Source organism: Bradyrhizobium sp. UFLA03-84, assembly GCF_002289535.1.
Classification (GTDB): domain Bacteria; phylum Pseudomonadota; class Alphaproteobacteria; order Rhizobiales; family Xanthobacteraceae; genus Bradyrhizobium; species Bradyrhizobium viridifuturi.
On record NZ_NSJY01000015.1, the window covers coordinates 52,557 to 67,657 of the forward strand.

General features: G+C 64.0%; 15 protein-coding genes and 2 tRNA genes. 2 read left to right on the forward strand and 15 right to left on the reverse strand.

Going from position 1 to position 15,101, the window contains the following annotated elements:
- Positions 1 to 14: 14 nt before the first annotated feature.
- From CK489_RS28860 to CK489_RS42395, 10 genes are all read right to left on the reverse strand, one after another.
- Entirely contained in the window at positions 15 to 611 is a 597-nt protein-coding gene (locus tag CK489_RS28860; protein WP_095734738.1) for a hypothetical protein, read from the reverse strand.
- Positions 608 to 1,324 carry a DnaA N-terminal domain-containing protein gene (locus CK489_RS28865; RefSeq protein WP_095734739.1) on the reverse strand — a complete coding sequence of 239 codons (717 nt, stop codon included), beginning with the start codon at positions 1,322 to 1,324 and terminating at the stop codon, positions 608 to 610. Before CK489_RS28865 ends, CK489_RS28860 begins: the two co-directional genes overlap by 4 nt.
- Positions 1,321 to 1,536, reverse strand: a complete 216-nt coding sequence (locus CK489_RS28870) for a hypothetical protein (protein WP_095734740.1) — start codon at positions 1,534 to 1,536, stop codon at positions 1,321 to 1,323. The genes CK489_RS28865 and CK489_RS28870 overlap by 4 nt, the downstream gene beginning before the upstream one ends.
- Entirely contained in the window at positions 1,536 to 1,814 is a 279-nt protein-coding gene (locus CK489_RS28875; RefSeq protein WP_095734741.1) for a TSCPD domain-containing protein, read from the reverse strand. Before CK489_RS28875 ends, CK489_RS28870 begins: the two co-directional genes overlap by 1 nt.
- Before the next feature lie 197 nt (positions 1,815 to 2,011).
- Entirely contained in the window at positions 2,012 to 2,218 is a 207-nt protein-coding gene (locus tag CK489_RS28880; protein ID WP_095734742.1) for a helix-turn-helix domain-containing protein, read from the reverse strand.
- Between the two features lie 145 nt (positions 2,219 to 2,363).
- Positions 2,364 to 2,987 carry a hypothetical protein gene (locus CK489_RS28885; protein ID WP_095734743.1) on the reverse strand — a complete coding sequence of 208 codons (624 nt, stop codon included), beginning with the start codon at positions 2,985 to 2,987 and terminating at the stop codon, positions 2,364 to 2,366.
- Entirely contained in the window at positions 2,984 to 4,207 is a 1,224-nt protein-coding gene (locus CK489_RS28890) for a tyrosine-type recombinase/integrase (RefSeq protein ID WP_095734744.1), read from the reverse strand. Before CK489_RS28890 ends, CK489_RS28885 begins: the two co-directional genes overlap by 4 nt.
- Positions 4,208 to 4,404: 197 nt before the next feature.
- Positions 4,405 to 4,479 (reverse strand) — tRNA-Asn (locus CK489_RS28895).
- A gap of 275 nt (positions 4,480 to 4,754) precedes the next feature.
- Positions 4,755 to 5,033, reverse strand: a complete 279-nt coding sequence (locus tag CK489_RS42390) for an anthrone oxygenase family protein (protein WP_245350547.1) — start codon at positions 5,031 to 5,033, stop codon at positions 4,755 to 4,757.
- Positions 4,973 to 5,239: an anthrone oxygenase family protein gene (locus CK489_RS42395; protein WP_245350551.1), complete on the reverse strand. Its 267-nt coding sequence runs from the start codon at positions 5,237 to 5,239 to the stop codon at positions 4,973 to 4,975. Before CK489_RS42395 ends, CK489_RS42390 begins: the two co-directional genes overlap by 61 nt.
- A 91-nt stretch (positions 5,240 to 5,330) precedes the next feature.
- On the opposite strand from CK489_RS42395, the gene CK489_RS28905 reads away from it, so the two are divergent.
- A complete protein-coding gene (locus CK489_RS28905; protein WP_245350536.1) occupies positions 5,331 to 5,981 on the forward strand; it encodes a TetR/AcrR family transcriptional regulator in 651 nt (216 codons plus the stop codon).
- A 342-nt stretch (positions 5,982 to 6,323) separates the two neighbouring features.
- Positions 6,324 to 6,506 (forward strand): hypothetical protein, encoded by a 183-nt coding sequence (locus CK489_RS28910; protein ID WP_024584196.1) that lies wholly within the window; start codon positions 6,324 to 6,326, stop codon positions 6,504 to 6,506.
- Positions 6,507 to 6,549: 43 nt separating this feature from the next.
- Here CK489_RS28910 and CK489_RS28915 read toward each other — a convergent pair.
- The 5 genes from CK489_RS28915 to CK489_RS28935 all read right to left on the reverse strand — a co-directional run bounded on the left by CK489_RS28915 (position 6,550) and on the right by CK489_RS28935 (position 15,091).
- Positions 6,550 to 6,623, reverse strand: a tRNA-Cys gene (locus tag CK489_RS28915).
- A gap of 55 nt (positions 6,624 to 6,678) precedes the next feature.
- The gene (locus CK489_RS28920; RefSeq protein WP_095734746.1) at positions 6,679 to 7,404 is read right to left on the reverse strand and encodes a tRNA-uridine aminocarboxypropyltransferase; all 726 of its coding nucleotides are present in this window, start codon (positions 7,402 to 7,404) and stop codon (positions 6,679 to 6,681) included.
- Positions 7,405 to 7,439: 35 nt separating this feature from the next.
- Positions 7,440 to 10,544 carry an efflux RND transporter permease subunit gene (locus CK489_RS28925; RefSeq protein ID WP_050626472.1) on the reverse strand — a complete coding sequence of 1,035 codons (3,105 nt, stop codon included), beginning with the start codon at positions 10,542 to 10,544 and terminating at the stop codon, positions 7,440 to 7,442.
- Entirely contained in the window at positions 10,541 to 13,669 is a 3,129-nt protein-coding gene (locus CK489_RS28930; protein WP_095734747.1) for an efflux RND transporter permease subunit, read from the reverse strand. Before CK489_RS28930 ends, CK489_RS28925 begins: the two co-directional genes overlap by 4 nt.
- Positions 13,670 to 13,717: 48 nt before the next feature.
- Entirely contained in the window at positions 13,718 to 15,091 is a 1,374-nt protein-coding gene (locus CK489_RS28935) for an efflux RND transporter periplasmic adaptor subunit (RefSeq protein ID WP_245350548.1), read from the reverse strand.
- Positions 15,092 to 15,101: the final 10 nt, after the last annotated feature.

Here is a 15,101-nt window from a genome sequence, read left to right on the forward strand (position 1 = left end):
AAACCCTACAAATTTTAAGTGGAATTCTTCTGCCGCGAGCTAAGGCGGCTGTATACGGCATCTTCCAAACCCATCGGCTGGCCTTGCTTATCCCGGAAGTCGTCGGGCCAACCTAGATCGCGCCAGCATGCGCAAATGAAGCTCGCAAAGGTTGCTCGCCGAACTTCGCCGGCTCTCGCGTCGCGCTCCCAGATCGGCTGGAGTCGATCTACCAGGGCGATAAATAGTTGATCGAAATCGGTTCCCCCGCCACACGGCAGCCTGATGAAGTCGCATTGGGATTGGACCTTTAGAAGCTCGGCAATGCAGCGGTCGATGGCCCGGCTCGCCTCATCGACTGGATAGACCTGGCCGCCGGCCTTCGTCACCGTGATGCGGGAAAGGTTGGCCCGCTGGATGATCTGAAGCTCGTGGAGTCCTCTCGGCAGGTGCTTTTTGAAAACCTGTCGACTGTCCTTTGCCCGTCGACGGTCGGTCTTCCGTCGTTCCACGGCGTTGGCCGCCTGCAGACCTGCGGATCGTACCGAAATGCGCAACGCTTCGATATCGATCCCGAGCGATTCAGCGAAGGTGTCGACCTCGAGACGGTTGCGCAGGTCGGGCGTGGTCATGCCGCGGCCCCCTGCGAGGCAATAACGATCTCCACCCTGGTCACCGGGGCGAGTTTGGCGGAAACCTCGATCAGCACTGGATCGAAGTGCGCGATAATGTAGTCCCGCATGAATTTCGTGGGCGCGGTGATTGTCAGGACGCCGTCGACGAGATCGACGACCTCGCTCCTATTGAACCAGCTTTGTGCCTTGTCGGCACCAATGCGTGCCGCGAGCTTTTCGCCGAGCGGGGCGAGCACGTCAGCGAGCGCTGCACCGCGCGGCGTAGGGAGATTCAAAGGGAGAAGAAAGGGAGTGTGCGAATGGCGGGACGCCTTTTCTTGCTGTTTGGGACGCCTTTTATCGTTGTTTGGGACGCCTTTTATTCCCCCGAAAGGCGTCTCTGCGGACACATTTTGATCATCAAAGGGCGTCTTGAAGGACGCCTTTTCGAGCGGCAGCCTGTAGCCGTTGACATTGGACCGCCCGGTTACTTGTTTGACTTCGAGATGACCGAGTCCGCATAGCCTCTCGATCGAGCGCTGCACAGAACGCCGCTGCTTGGCGCCGACTGCCTTGGCGATATCCTCCTGACGCACCCGCGCCTCCCCAGAGGCGCGGTCCATCCGGTGGCCAATGAAGTAGGCCACCCGAAAGTCAAAGTCAGTGGCGCCGCGATCGACCAAGACCTGATCGAGGCACCAGAGCTTGCAGGCGGTCCAGCGATCGCTCACTGGCTCCTCCGCGCTGCGACGAGGGCGGAGATCTCCTTGGCGACCCTCTCCGCATCATCAAGCGAAAGCAAAATCCTCAGGTACTGCTCACCCAAGCCGTCGCGGTCGGGCCATTCCTGGCAGAGCACGACATGGCCGCCGCCGCCCATGAACACGTCGCACGGCATCACTTCCAGCACCGGGCCCGGCAACGGGAGATAATGGTGAGCCATCACGGTGCCTCCGCCAAGTCGATAGCGATGGCGATCGGGCCACGGATGCTATGCCTGATGGCTTCGACCGAAACACCGTGCTGCAGCAGCAACGACACCAGCACCGCGGACGTCTCCGCGTTCTGCTGCAGCGGCGTATCCAACTTGTCGGTGTCGAGGAAGATTTCAGCGAGTCGACCGTCGGCAAACCTGCTCGCCGATGCGCGGTAGCGGAAGCCTTCGAACTCGAAGTTAAAGGCGATCGACTTGCGCTTGTTGGGAAGGCGCTTCCGGCTCATCTGGCGATCCCCCACGCAAGGGATGCGATCGCCTCGGCCGTCGATGCGGTCACGGCAAAGAGCCGTCGCAGACGTTGCACCTGCAAATCGATCGGGCTATTGGTATCAACAAGCGGCCGGCAAACCCGCTCAGCATTCAGAAGGGCATCACCGTTCCCGCGGTGCGTGCCCTTCGCCGTTTCTGGTGATCCCATCGATCACGCGGCTTCGTTCGCCTGCGCCGGCTTAAGGCTTGCGAGATAGCGCTCGACGGACTCGGCGGTGACGAAGCTGCTTTTGCCGTCCTTCACAAGATCGAGCCGCTTTTCGGCGACCAGCTTGTAGAAGGTCGTATTTCCGCAATTGAGCATCTGCTGGACCTGCCGCGGCTTAAAGATGCGCGGAGCCACCGGATTCCAGTTCATGTCTGCAACCTCCGATATCTTAGGTGTCAGCGCGCCGACACCAACGGGCTGCGAACTATTCGCCGCCTAACGTTCGGAGAATTGTGGAAACTTCGACTTGTGAAAATTGGCGACGGGTAACCTTCTCGTCGCCATGTGGGAAAGATCAGGATTTGGCGGAACCGTCTCTGTCTCGCCAATACGTAATCGCCATTGCCGACTGCTTACGTCGGTCAATGTAGGACTTCATCTGCCGCCACCGCCTGATCGTGCTGCGTGCAACACCGACAAGCCTTGCCAAGGCAGCTTCACTCAACGTGGAATCATCAGGGTTAGCGTCGGCTTCCCCGTCCAGCCGAGAAGCTTCAAAATATTGATCCATATTCCTGATGTCGTGCGGCACACCAAGAATCTGGCTTAGCTCGGGTGCCGGATCGTTTTCGTTCAACTCGAACGCCTCGAATGTTAGCCAGAGCAATTCGGGCGGAGTCGCCTCTTTGTGGGAAGCACAATAAGTATGCAGCATGTAGATCATGCTACGCTCGTAGTGCGCCAGCTTTGGAAATGGCTGCTTCGCTGCGTCCTTGATCTTCGCGATGAACGGTTGACGTTGCTTCTGAAGGCGCTCGCGTAGCTCATTGGCGACATTGACAACTCCGGCTCGATGGTATTTCCACGAACCTTGGGAATCGCCTGACATCCCGGCGATAAACGCCTTGAATTCTCCCGGGATACCGTCACGCCCCCATGCGAATAGATTTGGCGCCTCATCCTTGGGATGGCGTTTCATAGCAGCCTTCCCGCAAGTTGATCGAGATAATCGGCCCACGCCTGCATCATCTCCACGCGCTCGGTCCAATACTCCGCGCGGTTGTAGGCGCGGCGAACGCTGTTTTTGTCGACATGCGCGAGCTGGCGCTCGATCACTTCCGGCTTCCAGTGGTTCATTTCGTTGAGGCGAGTGCTGGCCATCGCCCTGAAACCGTGGGCGCACATTTCATCCTGCCCGTAGCCGAGCCGGCGCAGCGCGGTGTTCATCGTGTTTTCGGAGATCGGACGATTGCGGGTGATCAGCGACGGAAAGGCGAACCTCGTTCCGGACGGGAACGAGGATGTCCGCTCCCGCAGTTCCTTCAGGATATCGCGGGCCTGCGCCGACAGCGGCACCAGATGATCCCGACGCATCTTCATGCGCTCGCCGGGGATCTCCCAAACCTTCTTGTCGTCGTCGAATTCGTCGAGCTCAGCGAACCGAATTTCACCCGGCCGAACGAACGTCAGCGCGATCAGCTGCAGAGCCAGCCGCGTGGTGGTGTCGCCCTGGTAGGACTTGATGGCGCGCATCAAGCTGCCGATGCCGTCGGGATCGGTGATGGCTGCCCGTGGGGTCGCCTTGGCGGTGGTTAGGGCTCCCCGCAGGTCGGCGGCCGGATCGCGCTGGCAGCGGCCCGCAGCGATGCCGAACCGGAAGATGCTGCTGGCGAGGGACCGAGCTCGAGCTGTGGTTTCGTGGTGCCCGCGGGCCTCGATCTTGCGCAGCACCTCGAGCAATTCTGGTGGCTCGATAGCCTTCGCCGGCCGGGCACCCAGATCCGCGTTCAAGACCTTCAGAAGCCAGATAGCGCGCTCGATGGTGCGCTGGCCCTTTCCGGCCATCTTGACCTTGAACCAGTCCTCTCCAAGTTCCGCGAAGGTCGCCCGAGCGGCCAGTGTGACCGCGATTCGGTCCGCCTTCCGCTGTTGGGAGGGGTCAATGCCGCCGTCTAGGAGCCTGCGGGCCGAGTTCCGGAGGTCCCGGGCCTGCGCCAAGCTGGTCCGCACCTCAGCCGAACCCGGGAGCGTATAAGGTCCGATCGCGAGGAGCTTCTGCTTGCCGTCGAATCGGTAGGCGTATCGCCATAGTTTGGCGCCCGTAGTGGCTACCAGCAGGTGCAGGCCGCCCCCGTCACTGAGCTTGAAAGGCTTCCCCTTGGCCTTGGCTGCGCGCACAGCGGTATCTGTAAGAGACATGATCGGGCGATCCGTTGGTATCGCGCCGAAAGGAGGCCAATCACGCCCGCAGATACCAACTGAAATACCAACAAAATCTGCGGCAGTCGGCGGATTTCGGCGAATGAAAGCGAAGCAGTATAAGCCGGAAAATGGCCGGTTTGGCAGGGCTTAAGCTGGTTTCTGTGAATAACCGCGAATGTTTGCGGATAGGAGACTGGCTCCCCGGGCTGGATTCGAACCAGCGACCATTCGATTAACAGTCGAATGCTCTACCGCTGAGCTACCGAGGAATAGGCGAACAAGTGTTCGCGAGCGGGCAGCGTATAACAAAGCCTTTCGGGCTTGCAAAGAACCAAATCGGCCTTCGGCGAAACTTTAGCGCAGCACGGTAAACCGCTGCAATGCAAGGGCTTGCCGGCGTCCCAGGGCAATGCAGGCCTGTCCCGGCCGTCCCGCTTCCGGCCCTGGACCTCCGGGACGGACCATTGGCGCGGCGTGACGGCCGCGCCGTGATTCCCGGCCGGGCTCCCCACCCGCTCGACGTCATTCCGCAATGACATCCCGGTCAACGCGCAGCGATGGCGGCGATGAACAGCGCCGTCGCCGCAAACGAGGTGACGGTCCGCACATGGTTCCAGAAGGTCCAGTCGGTCAGGTAGCGCGCCCAGACCGGAGCAGCCGCGGCGCTCGCGGGGTCAGTGGCCGCAAGCTGGTCATTCAGCGGCACGTTGAAGACCATCGTGACGACGAACATCCCGAGGACATAGAGCGTGCCGCCGCAAATCATCGCAATGGCGCCCGGCTCCTGCCATCGCAGCCCCCGAGCACGACCAGCACGGCGCAGGACAGCGTGGTGCCGAGAAAGACCGGCATGAACAGCGAGCGCAGGATATCGACGCTGATCGCGTTCATCGCCGAGATACCGGCGGCCTGATCGATACGGCCGAGCGCAGTCATCACGAACGCCGAGAACGCGAAATAGAGCCCGGCGAGCAGGCCGCAGCCGAGCGCGGAAAACCAAAGCAGGCCCGAGGTCAGGATATTGCGCATCGCTTCATCTCCAAATGCGAGAGATACTCGTGTTTGTAAAATGCGATAAACTCTCGTATTGGAAACGTCAACCCTGATGTCGAGGAGAGCGATGGTGGCGAGACGGAAGGCTGCGCCAGCGGTGGACGCCCCCCTGCCCGGGCTGGCGCGGCTGGCCCCGACGCAACAGCGCAGCCGCGAGCGCTTCGAGCGCATTCTCGCCTGCGCGACCGAAATCATGGCGGAAAAGGGCAGCGAGGCGTTCCGCATGAGCGACATCGTCGAACGCAGCGGCGTCGCGTTCGGCTCGCTCTATCAATATTTCCCGGACAAGGCCGCAATCATCGGCACGCTAGCGGAACGGCACAACGCCGTCGGGCGCGATTGCGTCAGGCGCGACCTCGCCGCTGTCGCGACGACACGCGACCTGCATCCGGCGCTCTGCCGGATTGTCGACAGCTACTACGAGATGTTCATGCGCGAACCTGTCACGCGCGACATTTGGCAGGCGACGCAGGCCGACCGCGCCCTGCAAAAGCTCGATGCGGACGACATGGCGGTGCTCGCCGGCCTGTTGTCCGACGCGATCCGGCGGGTTGCGCCGGACGTGCCGGCCGCCACCCTCGCCACCTTCTCAGCACTGACGATGACGCTGATCGCGGCCGCCGTGCGTCACGCGACCACACTGCCGCCAAAGAAAGCGCGGCAGGCGCTGACGCAATTCAAAGCCATGCTGCCGCACGACCTTGACGGGCTGACCTGACCACGACGGTCGCATGGATGTCGGGAATTTCCTGGCGCTAAGACGATCAACATCGGGGCATGGTGCGGCGCGTTTGGGCTCCGCATTGTCACGTCTCCCTAAAATTCCTGCGATATTTGACCGCTATGAATACTGCCGGGAATTCCGGGAAGAGTTTTTCGCAACATGTGAATTGTCTCACACGAAAGGCAGGCCATGCCGACCTAGGTTCCCGAAGGGGTCATCAGCGATTCGTTAACCAAAGCGGGCACCATCGTCCTTTTCATAAAATTCGAACAAATCGCTCAATCCGGACCGAAGACAGTTTTGCGACCATCGCGCTCACGAACCTCGGAGAGCGCGATGAGCGAAGTCGAATTTGATCTGCTGCTGGACGCCGTGCGAACGGCGATCGCGCCTATTGCTCAGGAGGATTTTGTGGCTCAACCCTCGCCCCGCATTCAGCCGCCGCCGCGCGCTGCCAACGACAATCAGGCGCCGTGGCCGCTGATTCCGTTTCCTGAAGGTTGGTACGCCGCCAGCTAATGCGGCTTCTCATTTGTTGGCTGCAAGCCATTGATGAGGTGAGTGGAGGCCACGACCAGAATTGAACTGGTGTACACGGTTTTGCAGACCGTTGCGTAACCACTCCGCCACGTGGCCCCTTGCGGCGCACTTCATATACGCCCTCTCCGCGATAGGCAACCAACCCCAGCAGCTAACGCCGGCGCCTACGGTAGTCCCGTTTCTTCGGTTTTGGCGCCAATTCCGGCATTTTGGCCTGGACTTCGCGGAATCTCGCCAGCATCCGCTCGAAACTGTCAGTTAACGTTGCGGCAATATCCGGCCGCTTCTGCAGGCCCGCCAGCAGGATCGCGGCCGCCTCGATGGTGGACAGGCCGTCGCGGCGCGGTTCCCGGCGCAGCTTGCCGTAGAGCGAAGGGCGTTTCGGGCCGAGAATCACCCGCTGGCACTTCAGCATCCAGGCGTTGCGCCACCACAGTGCCTTGGCCTGGCTCCAGGTGCCGTCGAGCAGGACGATGCCCTCGATGTCGGACAGGATCGCACGCTGATGCGGCTCGAGCTCGCCCTTGCGGTTGATGGCGACGATCTCGGCATCGGTATCGAGATCCTCGACCTTGGCCGAGCCGAGATAGAGCACCGCCCAGCGCGACGGATCGGGCACCGGCCGGCCGAGCGCCTTGGCAAGGCTCGGCCACGACAGCCCGATCCGCACCACGGCGTTCTCGAAATGCCGCGCCAACAGCCGCGCGGTGCCGAGCGCCCTGTCCTGCTCCTGCGGATGGATCAGGATCAGCAACTGGATGCGGCTTTCGATCGGCGTAACGCTGTCGCAGATGCACAGCGGCAGCGGCTTGCCGCAATGCTGGCAATCCTCGATCTCGGCGATGACTTCAGGTTTGACTTCGGTCGGTTCGGACATCGCTTCGCTATACGCTCACGACGGCGCAATTCAAACTATTCCGCCGGCGCATGGACGCCCGACGGCTCGCGGCGCTGACGCAGCCGGTCGATCAACAGGTAGATCACCGGCGTGGTGTACAGTGTCAGGATCTGCGACACGAACAGGCCGCCGATGATGGTGATGCCGAGCGGCCGCCGCAGCTCGGTGCCCGGGCCGGTCGCAATGACCAGCGGAATGCCGGCGAACAGCGCCGCCATCGTCGTCATCAGGATCGGACGGAAGCGCGCCCGGCAGGCCTCGAAGATCGCATCCCGCGACGACAGGCCCTGATGCCGTTCGGCCTCGAGCGCGAAGTCGACCATCATGATGCCGTTCTTCTTGACGATGCCGATCAGGAGGATGATCCCGACGAAGGCGATCACCGTCAGCGGCGTGTTGGTCACCTGCAGCGCCAGCAACGCGCCGAGGCCGGCCGACGGCAGGGTCGAGATGATCGTGATCGGATGCGCGAGGCTCTCATAGAGCACGCCGAGCACGATATACATCGCAACCAGCGCGCCGAGGATCAACAGCGGCTGCCGCCCGCTGGTCTTGTTGAAGTCGCCGGCATTGCCGTCGAAGCTGCCGCGAATGCCCTCGGGCATGTGCAGCTCGTTGACCGCCTGCTGGATGTTGGTGGTCGCGACCTCCAGCGGCACGTCCGGCAGCAGGTTGAACGACACCGTGGTCGAGGGGAAGCCGCCGGAGTGATAGACCGCAAGCGCCGACAATCCGCGCTGGTAGTGCACGAGCGCCGACAGCGGCACCTGCACGTCATTGGCGCCGGCGACATAGATGCGCTCGAGGTTCGACGGGTCACTCTGGAATTTCGGATCGATCTCGAGCACTACGACGTACTGGTTGCGCTGAGTGTAGATGTACGAGATCTGCCGCTGCGAGAAGGCGTTGTTGAGCGCGTTGTCGATGTCCTGCACCCGGACGCCGAGGCTGGAGGCGATCTTGCGGTCGATCACGAGGTTGAGCTGCAGGCCGCCGGGATCGCGGTCGGACGAGACGTCGGTGATGCCCTCCACCGTCTCCATGCGCTTGGCGACGAGCGGCGCCCATTTCTGCAGCAGGTCGAGATCGGTCGAGGCAAGCGTGTATTGATAGTCGGAATCGCTCTGCCGGCCGCCGGTGCGGATGTCCTGCGCGGCGAACATGAACAGGCGGATGCCCGGCACCATGAACAGATTGCGGCGCAGCCGGTCGATCACCTGGGCGGTCGACAGGCCTGCCCGCTCCTCCGGCGGCTTCAGGCTGATGTACATGATGCCGCGGTTCGAGGTAGCGCCTCCCGGGCCGCCGCCGGAACCGACCGACGAGCCGATGCCGGCGACCGCGGGGTCGGCCATCACGATGTCGGCGAGCCGCTGCTGCAACTGGAGCATCGCCTGGAACGAGATGTCCGCCGACGCCCGCGTCGAGCCGATGACAAAGCCGCTGTCGTCGGTCGGGAAATAGCCCTTCGGCGTCTTGATGTAGAGCGTCACCGTCAGCGCGACGGTGGCGAAGAACACCACCAGCGTCAGGAAGGGATAGCCGAGCACGATGCGCAGCGTCGACGTATAGAACGCCACGACCCGGGACAGCGTGCCCTCGATGGCGCGGTCGTACCAGGTGGCGTGCTCCGAGGTCGCCTCCTTGATGTAGTGCGCGCAGATCATCGGCGTGATCGTCACCGACACCAGCGTCGACACGATGATGGCAAACGTCAGCGTCAGCGAGAATTCCCGCAGCAGCCGGCCGACGATCCCGTCCATGAAGATCAGCGGCGTGAAGGCCGCGATCAGCGACAGCGAGATCGACAGCACCGTGAAGCCGATCTGCTTGGCGCCTTCGACCGCCGCCGGATATGGCGCCATGCCCTGCTCGAGATTGCGGTACATGTTCTCGATCATCACGATGGCGTCGTCGACCACGAAGCCGACCGAGATCGCGAGCGCCATCAGCGACAGATTGTCGATCGAGAAGCCGGCGAGCCACATCCCGGCGCAGGTGCCGGCCAGCGCCAGCGGCACCGAGACGCCGGCCGCGATCGTCGGCACCACCCGGCGCAGGAACACGAACACCACGACCATGACAAGGATGGCGGTCGCCAGCAGCGTGAACTGCATGTCCTGGACGCTGGCGCGGATGGTTCCGGTGCGATCGACCAGGGTCGAGATCTCGACGCCGGCAGGGATCCACTTCCTCAGTTCCGGCAGCAGCCTGCGAACGTTGTCGACGGTGTCGATGACGTTGGCGTCGCTCTGTCTGGTGATCTGGATCAGCACCGCCGGCTGCTTGTTGAACCAGGCGATCGAGCGCGAGTTGCGGACGGAATCCTCGACCTCGGCGACGTCGGAGAGGCGGACGAAATTGCCGTTCGAGCTCCTGATGATGATATCGCGGAACTCGGCCGCGGTGCGCATCTGCTTGTTGATCGAGAGCGTCTCGCTCAGCCGGTCGCCGTTGAAGATGCCGACGGGCCCGAGCGGATTGGCATTGATGATCGCGAGCCGGACGTCGTCGGTCGCGATCCCGGCGTTCGCCAGCGACACCGGATTGAGCGCGATGCGCACCGCCGGCTGATCGGCGCCGCTGACGGTCACCTCCCCGACGCCAGGCACCTGCGAGATGCGCTGCGCCAGCACGGTGTCGGCGACGTCGTACATCGCGCTGGTCGAGATCGTCTTCGAGGTCAGCGCCAGCACGAACACCGGTGCCGCGGCCGGATTGGCCTTGCGGAACTTGGGCAGCGACGGCAGATCGCTCGGCAGATCGGCGAGCGATGCATTGATCGCGGCCTGCACGTCGCGCGCGGCACGGTCGATGTCGCGGCCGATCGAGAATTGCACCTGGATGCTGGTGGTGCCGAGCGAGCTCGTCGAGGTGATCTGGTCGACACCCGAAATGGTGCCGAGCTTGCGCTCCAGCGGCGCCGCGACGGTCGCGGCCATGACGGAGGGATCGGCGCCCGGCCTCGATGCCGACACCCGGATGGTCGGGAAGTCGACATTCGGCACCGACGACACCGGCAGGAACTCGTAGGCGACGATCCCGACCAGGAACAGCCCGATCGCCAGCAGCGTGGTGCCCACGGGCCGGCGGATGAAGGGCTCCGAGATCGAGATCACTGCATGCCCTCGGTGGCGCCCGCGATCGGCGGGCCGCTCGGACCAGGCTCCGGCACGGCCCGCTCGATCCGCCGGTTGAGCCGGTCGAGCGCGAGATAGATCACCGGCGTGGTGTAGAGCGTCAGCAGCTGGCTCAGCAGCAGGCCGCCGATGATCGAGATGCCGAGCGGAAAGCGCAGCTCGGCGCCGGTGCCGCTTTCGATCGCGAGCGGCAGCGCGCCGAACAGCGCCGCCAGCGTCGTCATCATGATCGGCCGGAAGCGCAGCAGGCAGGCCTGCACGATCGCGTCATAGGACGACATGCCCTGATGGCGCTCGGCCTCGAGCGCGAAGTCGATCATCATGATGGCGTTCTTCTTGACGATGCCCATCAACAGGATGATGCCGATCAGGCCGATCACCGAGAGGTCCTGCCCGCACAGCATCAGCGCCAGAATGGCGCCGACGCCGGCCGACGGCAGCGTCGACAGGATGGTGATCGGGTGGATGTAGCTCTCGTAGAGTACGCCGAGCACGATGTAGATCGTGATGATCGCGGCCAGGATCAGCCAGGGCTGTCCGGCAAGCGATCGCGCGAACTCGGCGGCGTCGCCGGAATAGATGCCGACGATGCTGCCGGGCATCCCGATCCTGCCCTCGATCGCTTTGACCGCGACGACCGCATCGCCGAGCGCCTCCCCGGGCGCGAGGTTGAAGCTGAGCGAAACCGACGGGAACTGGGCCTGGTGCGAGATCGCGAGCGGCGCCGTGGTGCGGACCAGCGTCGCCACCGCCGACAGCGGCACCTGCGCGCCGCTGGCGCCGGGCAGATAGAGCTTGTCGAGGATCGACGGGTCGCGCTGATACATCGGCAGCGCCTCGAGCACCACGCGGTACTGGTTGGCCTGGCCGTAGATCGTCGAAATCTGGCGCTGCGCGAAGGCGTCGTTCAGCGTGTCGGTGACGCCCTGCAGGTTGACGCCGAGCTGGCCGGCGCGCTGGCGGTTGATGTCGAGCGCCGCGCGCAGGCCGCCCTCCTGAGCCTCCGAGGAGACGTCGCGGAAGATCGGGTCGCGCCGCATCTCCGCGACCAGCTTCTGGGCCCATTGCGAGACTTCGGCGGCATCGGTCGCGGTCAGCGTGTACTGGTATTGCGAGCGGCTCGACTGGGTCGAGATCTGCACGTCCTGCACCGGCTGGAAGTAGACCGTCATGCCGGGGACCGTCGATATCTTCTGTTTCAGCCGCTCGATCACGTTGACGACGCCGTCGCGCCGCTGGTCGAGCGGCTTCAGCGTCATCACCAGGCGGCCGACATTGGTGGTCGGATTGACCGAACCCGAGCCGATCACGGAGACCACGCCGACCACGTCGGGATCAGCCTTGATGATGTCGGAGACGGCGCTCTGGCGCCGCCGCATCTCGTCGAACGAAACATCGGGACCAGCTTCGGTCACTGCCGTGATCGAGGACGTATCCTGCAGCGGCAGAAAGCCCTTCGGCGCCAGCACATACATGATCAGCGTCAGCGCGATGGTCGCGAACGTCACCAGCAGCGTCGCGCGCTGGCGCTGCAAGACCCAGAGCAGCGTCCGATGATAGAACTCCACCATGCGGTCGATGAAGCGGCTGACCGCGGCGAGGCCCGGGACCGCCATCTCCTCGTGGATGTTCTTGAGCAGCCGCGAGCACATCATCGGCGTCAGCGTCAGCGAGACGATCGCCGAAGTCACGACCGCAATCGTCAGGGTCAGCGCGAATTCGCGGAACATGCGGCCGACCAGGCCGGACATGAACAGCAATGGGATGAACACCGCGATCAGCGACACCGTCAGCGAGATCACGGTGAAGCCGATTTCGCTGGCACCCTTGAGCGAGGCCTCCATGACCGTCTCGCCGTCTTCCATGTGGCGGACGATGTTCTCGATCATGACGATGGCGTCGTCGACCACGAAGCCGGTGCCGATGGTCAAAGCCATCAGCGACAGATTGTCGAGGCTGAAGCCGGCGAAATACATGATGCCGAAGCTCGTGATCAGCGACAGCGGCAGCGCGACGCCGGCGATCAGGGTCGCGCGCAGCGACCGCAGGAACAACAGCACCACCAGCGTCACCAGCACCACGCTCAGGATCAGCGTGAACTGCACGTCGCGGACCGAGGCGCGGATCGTCACCGTGCGGTCCGAGACGACTGTCAGCTTGACGCCGGCCGGGACCGCGCGCTGCAGCCGCGGGATTTCGCCGCGGATCTGCTTGACGACGTCGATGACATTGGCGCCGGGCTGGCGCTGGATGTCGATGATGACCGCCGGCGTGCCCTGGTACCAGCCGCCGGTGCGATCGTTCTCGAGCCCGTCGACGATCTGCGCGACGTCGCCGATCGTGACCGGCGAGCCGTTGCGGTAAGCGATGATGATCGGTCGGTAGGCGTCGGCCGCGGCGATCTGGTCGTTGGCGGCAATGGTGTAGGATTGCTGGGCACCGTCCAGCGAGCCCTTCGGCCCCGACACGTTGGCGCCGGCGATCGCGCTGCGCAGGTCCTCCATCGCGATGCCGTAGGCCGCAAGCCGCGCGAGGTCGGCCTGCACGCGAACCGCCGGCTTCAAACCGCCGAGGATCGAGACCCGCCCGACGCCGGAAATCTGGCTCAGCCGTTGGCCGAGGATGGTGTCGGCGAGATCGCTCATCGCCCGCAGCGAGATCGTGTCCGAGGTCAGCGCCAGGGTCATGACCGGCGCGTCCGCCGGGTTCACCTTGGCGTAGACCGGCGGGTACGGCAGCGTCTTCGGCAGGATGCCGGCGGCGGCATTGATCGCGGCCTGCACGTCCTGCGTGGCGCCGTCGATGTCGCGGTTGAGGTCGAACTGCAGCGATATCTGGCTGACGCCGAACGAGCTCGTCGAGTTCATCGACGACAGCGACGGGATCTGGCCAAGCTGCCGCTCCAGCGGCGCCGTGATCAGCGAGGCCACCACATCGGGGCTCGCGCCGGGCAGCTGCGTCGACACCTGCACGGTCGGAAAATCGACCTGCGGCAGTGCTGAGACCGGCAGCGCCCAGTAGCCGAGCGCACCGCCGATCATCAGCGCAATGCCGAGCAGCGAGGTGGCGATCGGCCGGCGGATGAACGGTTCGGAGACGCTCATGGTTGCGTTCTCGCTTTAACGTCGGACATTACGAGGTCGGGACGCCGGTCATGGCTGTGCCTTCGGCGCGCCGCCCGACTGTTCACCCCCTGCCGCCGGCGCGGGTGCCGGTCCGGCCTGTCCGTTCTGGTCGCCTTCACTGTGCTCGCGCCGACCACGGTGCTCGCCGGTCTTGCCCTGCCCGTCCTGCTTGCCGTCCTTGCTCTGGCTTCCGGTCTTTCCGTCGGGACTGCGGCTGCGCTTGCGCGGCGCGAGGTCGGCCGCCGGCGGCCCGTCGTCCTTGCCGACGATGACCTTGGAGCCGTCGGCGAGATTGGCGAAGCCGGTCGTCACGACGCGATCGGACGTGGTCAGGCCACTGGCGATGACGGCTTCATGCTCGTTCTGCTGCGTGACCGTGACCGGCTTCGCGGTCACGACGTTGTCGGCGCCGATTACATAGCTGAACGTCCCGGCCGGACCGCGCTGCACGGCCGAGGTCGGCACCACGATGGCCTGCGGCAAGGTCTCGACCTTGAGCCGCACATTGACGAACTGTCCGGGCCAGAGCTGATAGCTGGCATTCGGGAGCTCGGCCTTGAGCTTCAGCGTGCCGGTGGTCGGATCGACCTGGTTGTCGATGCCGGTCAGCTTGCCGGTGTCGATGACGGTGACGCCGTCATTGCCGAACACATCGACCGCCAGCTGGCCCTTGGCCGCGGCAGCGTTGACCCGCATGATCTGCTGCTGCGGCAGGCTGAACCACACCGCGATCGGCTGCAGCTGGGTCAGGATCACGAGGCCCGTGGTGTCGGAGGCGTGGATAATATTGCCCTGGTCGACCTGGCGCAGGCCGGCGCGGCCGGAGATCGGCGCGACGATCTTGGTGTAGCCAAGCGTGGTGCGCGCATTGTCGATCTGAGCTTGATCGGCCTTGATGACGGCCTCCTGCTGCGCGACCAGCGCGCGCTGCGTGTCGGCCTGCTGCTTGGAGCCGGCATTGCTGGCGGCGAGTTGCTCATAGCGGACGAGATCGATCTTCTGGTTGGCAAGCAGCGCCTCGTCCTTGGCCTTCGTAGCCACCGCCTGATCGTACTGCGCCTGATAGATTGCGGGATCGATCTCGCCCAGCACGTCGTCCTTCTTGACGTCCTGGCCCTCGACGAAATTCACCTTGATCAGCTTGCCGTCGACCTGCGAGCGCACGGTCACCGTATTCAGCGCCTTCACCGAGCCGACGCCGTCAAGATAGACCGGCACGTCCTGCACGCGCGGGGTGGCCGCGAGCACCGGCACCGGCAGATCAGGCCGCGCGCCCGCGCCGCGCCCGCCGCCCCCATTTGGCTTGGGCTGGAAGGCAAGCCAGCCGAGATAGCCGAGCCCGGCCAGGATCACGAGCGTGATGAGCAGCGAGACCATGCGCCCAAGCAGGCGCGAGATCAGGCTCCGCTTG

Excerpts from the sequence above, each read along its gene's own strand:
- CK489_RS28860 (WP_095734738.1), bottom strand. The coding sequence starts at position 611 with ATGACCACGCCCGACCTGCGCAACCGTCTCGAGGTCGACACCTTCGCT.
- CK489_RS28870 (WP_095734740.1), bottom strand. The coding sequence starts at position 1,536 with ATGGCTCACCATTATCTCCCGTTGCCGGGCCCGGTGCTGGAAGTGATG.
- CK489_RS28875 (WP_095734741.1), bottom strand. The coding sequence starts at position 1,814 with ATGAGCCGGAAGCGCCTTCCCAACAAGCGCAAGTCGATCGCCTTTAAC.
- CK489_RS28880 (WP_095734742.1), bottom strand. The coding sequence starts at position 2,218 with ATGAACTGGAATCCGGTGGCTCCGCGCATCTTTAAGCCGCGGCAGGTC.
- CK489_RS28885 (WP_095734743.1), bottom strand. The coding sequence starts at position 2,987 with ATGAAACGCCATCCCAAGGATGAGGCGCCAAATCTATTCGCATGGGGG.
- CK489_RS28890 (WP_095734744.1), bottom strand. The coding sequence starts at position 4,207 with ATGTCTCTTACAGATACCGCTGTGCGCGCAGCCAAGGCCAAGGGGAAG.
- CK489_RS42395 (WP_245350551.1), bottom strand. The coding sequence starts at position 5,239 with ATGCGCAATATCCTGACCTCGGGCCTGCTTTGGTTTTCCGCGCTCGGC.
- CK489_RS28905 (WP_245350536.1), top strand. The coding sequence starts at position 5,331 with ATGGTGGCGAGACGGAAGGCTGCGCCAGCGGTGGACGCCCCCCTGCCC.
- CK489_RS28910 (WP_024584196.1), top strand. The coding sequence starts at position 6,324 with ATGAGCGAAGTCGAATTTGATCTGCTGCTGGACGCCGTGCGAACGGCG.
- CK489_RS28920 (WP_095734746.1), bottom strand. The coding sequence starts at position 7,404 with ATGTCCGAACCGACCGAAGTCAAACCTGAAGTCATCGCCGAGATCGAG.
- CK489_RS28930 (WP_095734747.1), bottom strand. The coding sequence starts at position 13,669 with ATGAGCGTCTCCGAACCGTTCATCCGCCGGCCGATCGCCACCTCGCTG.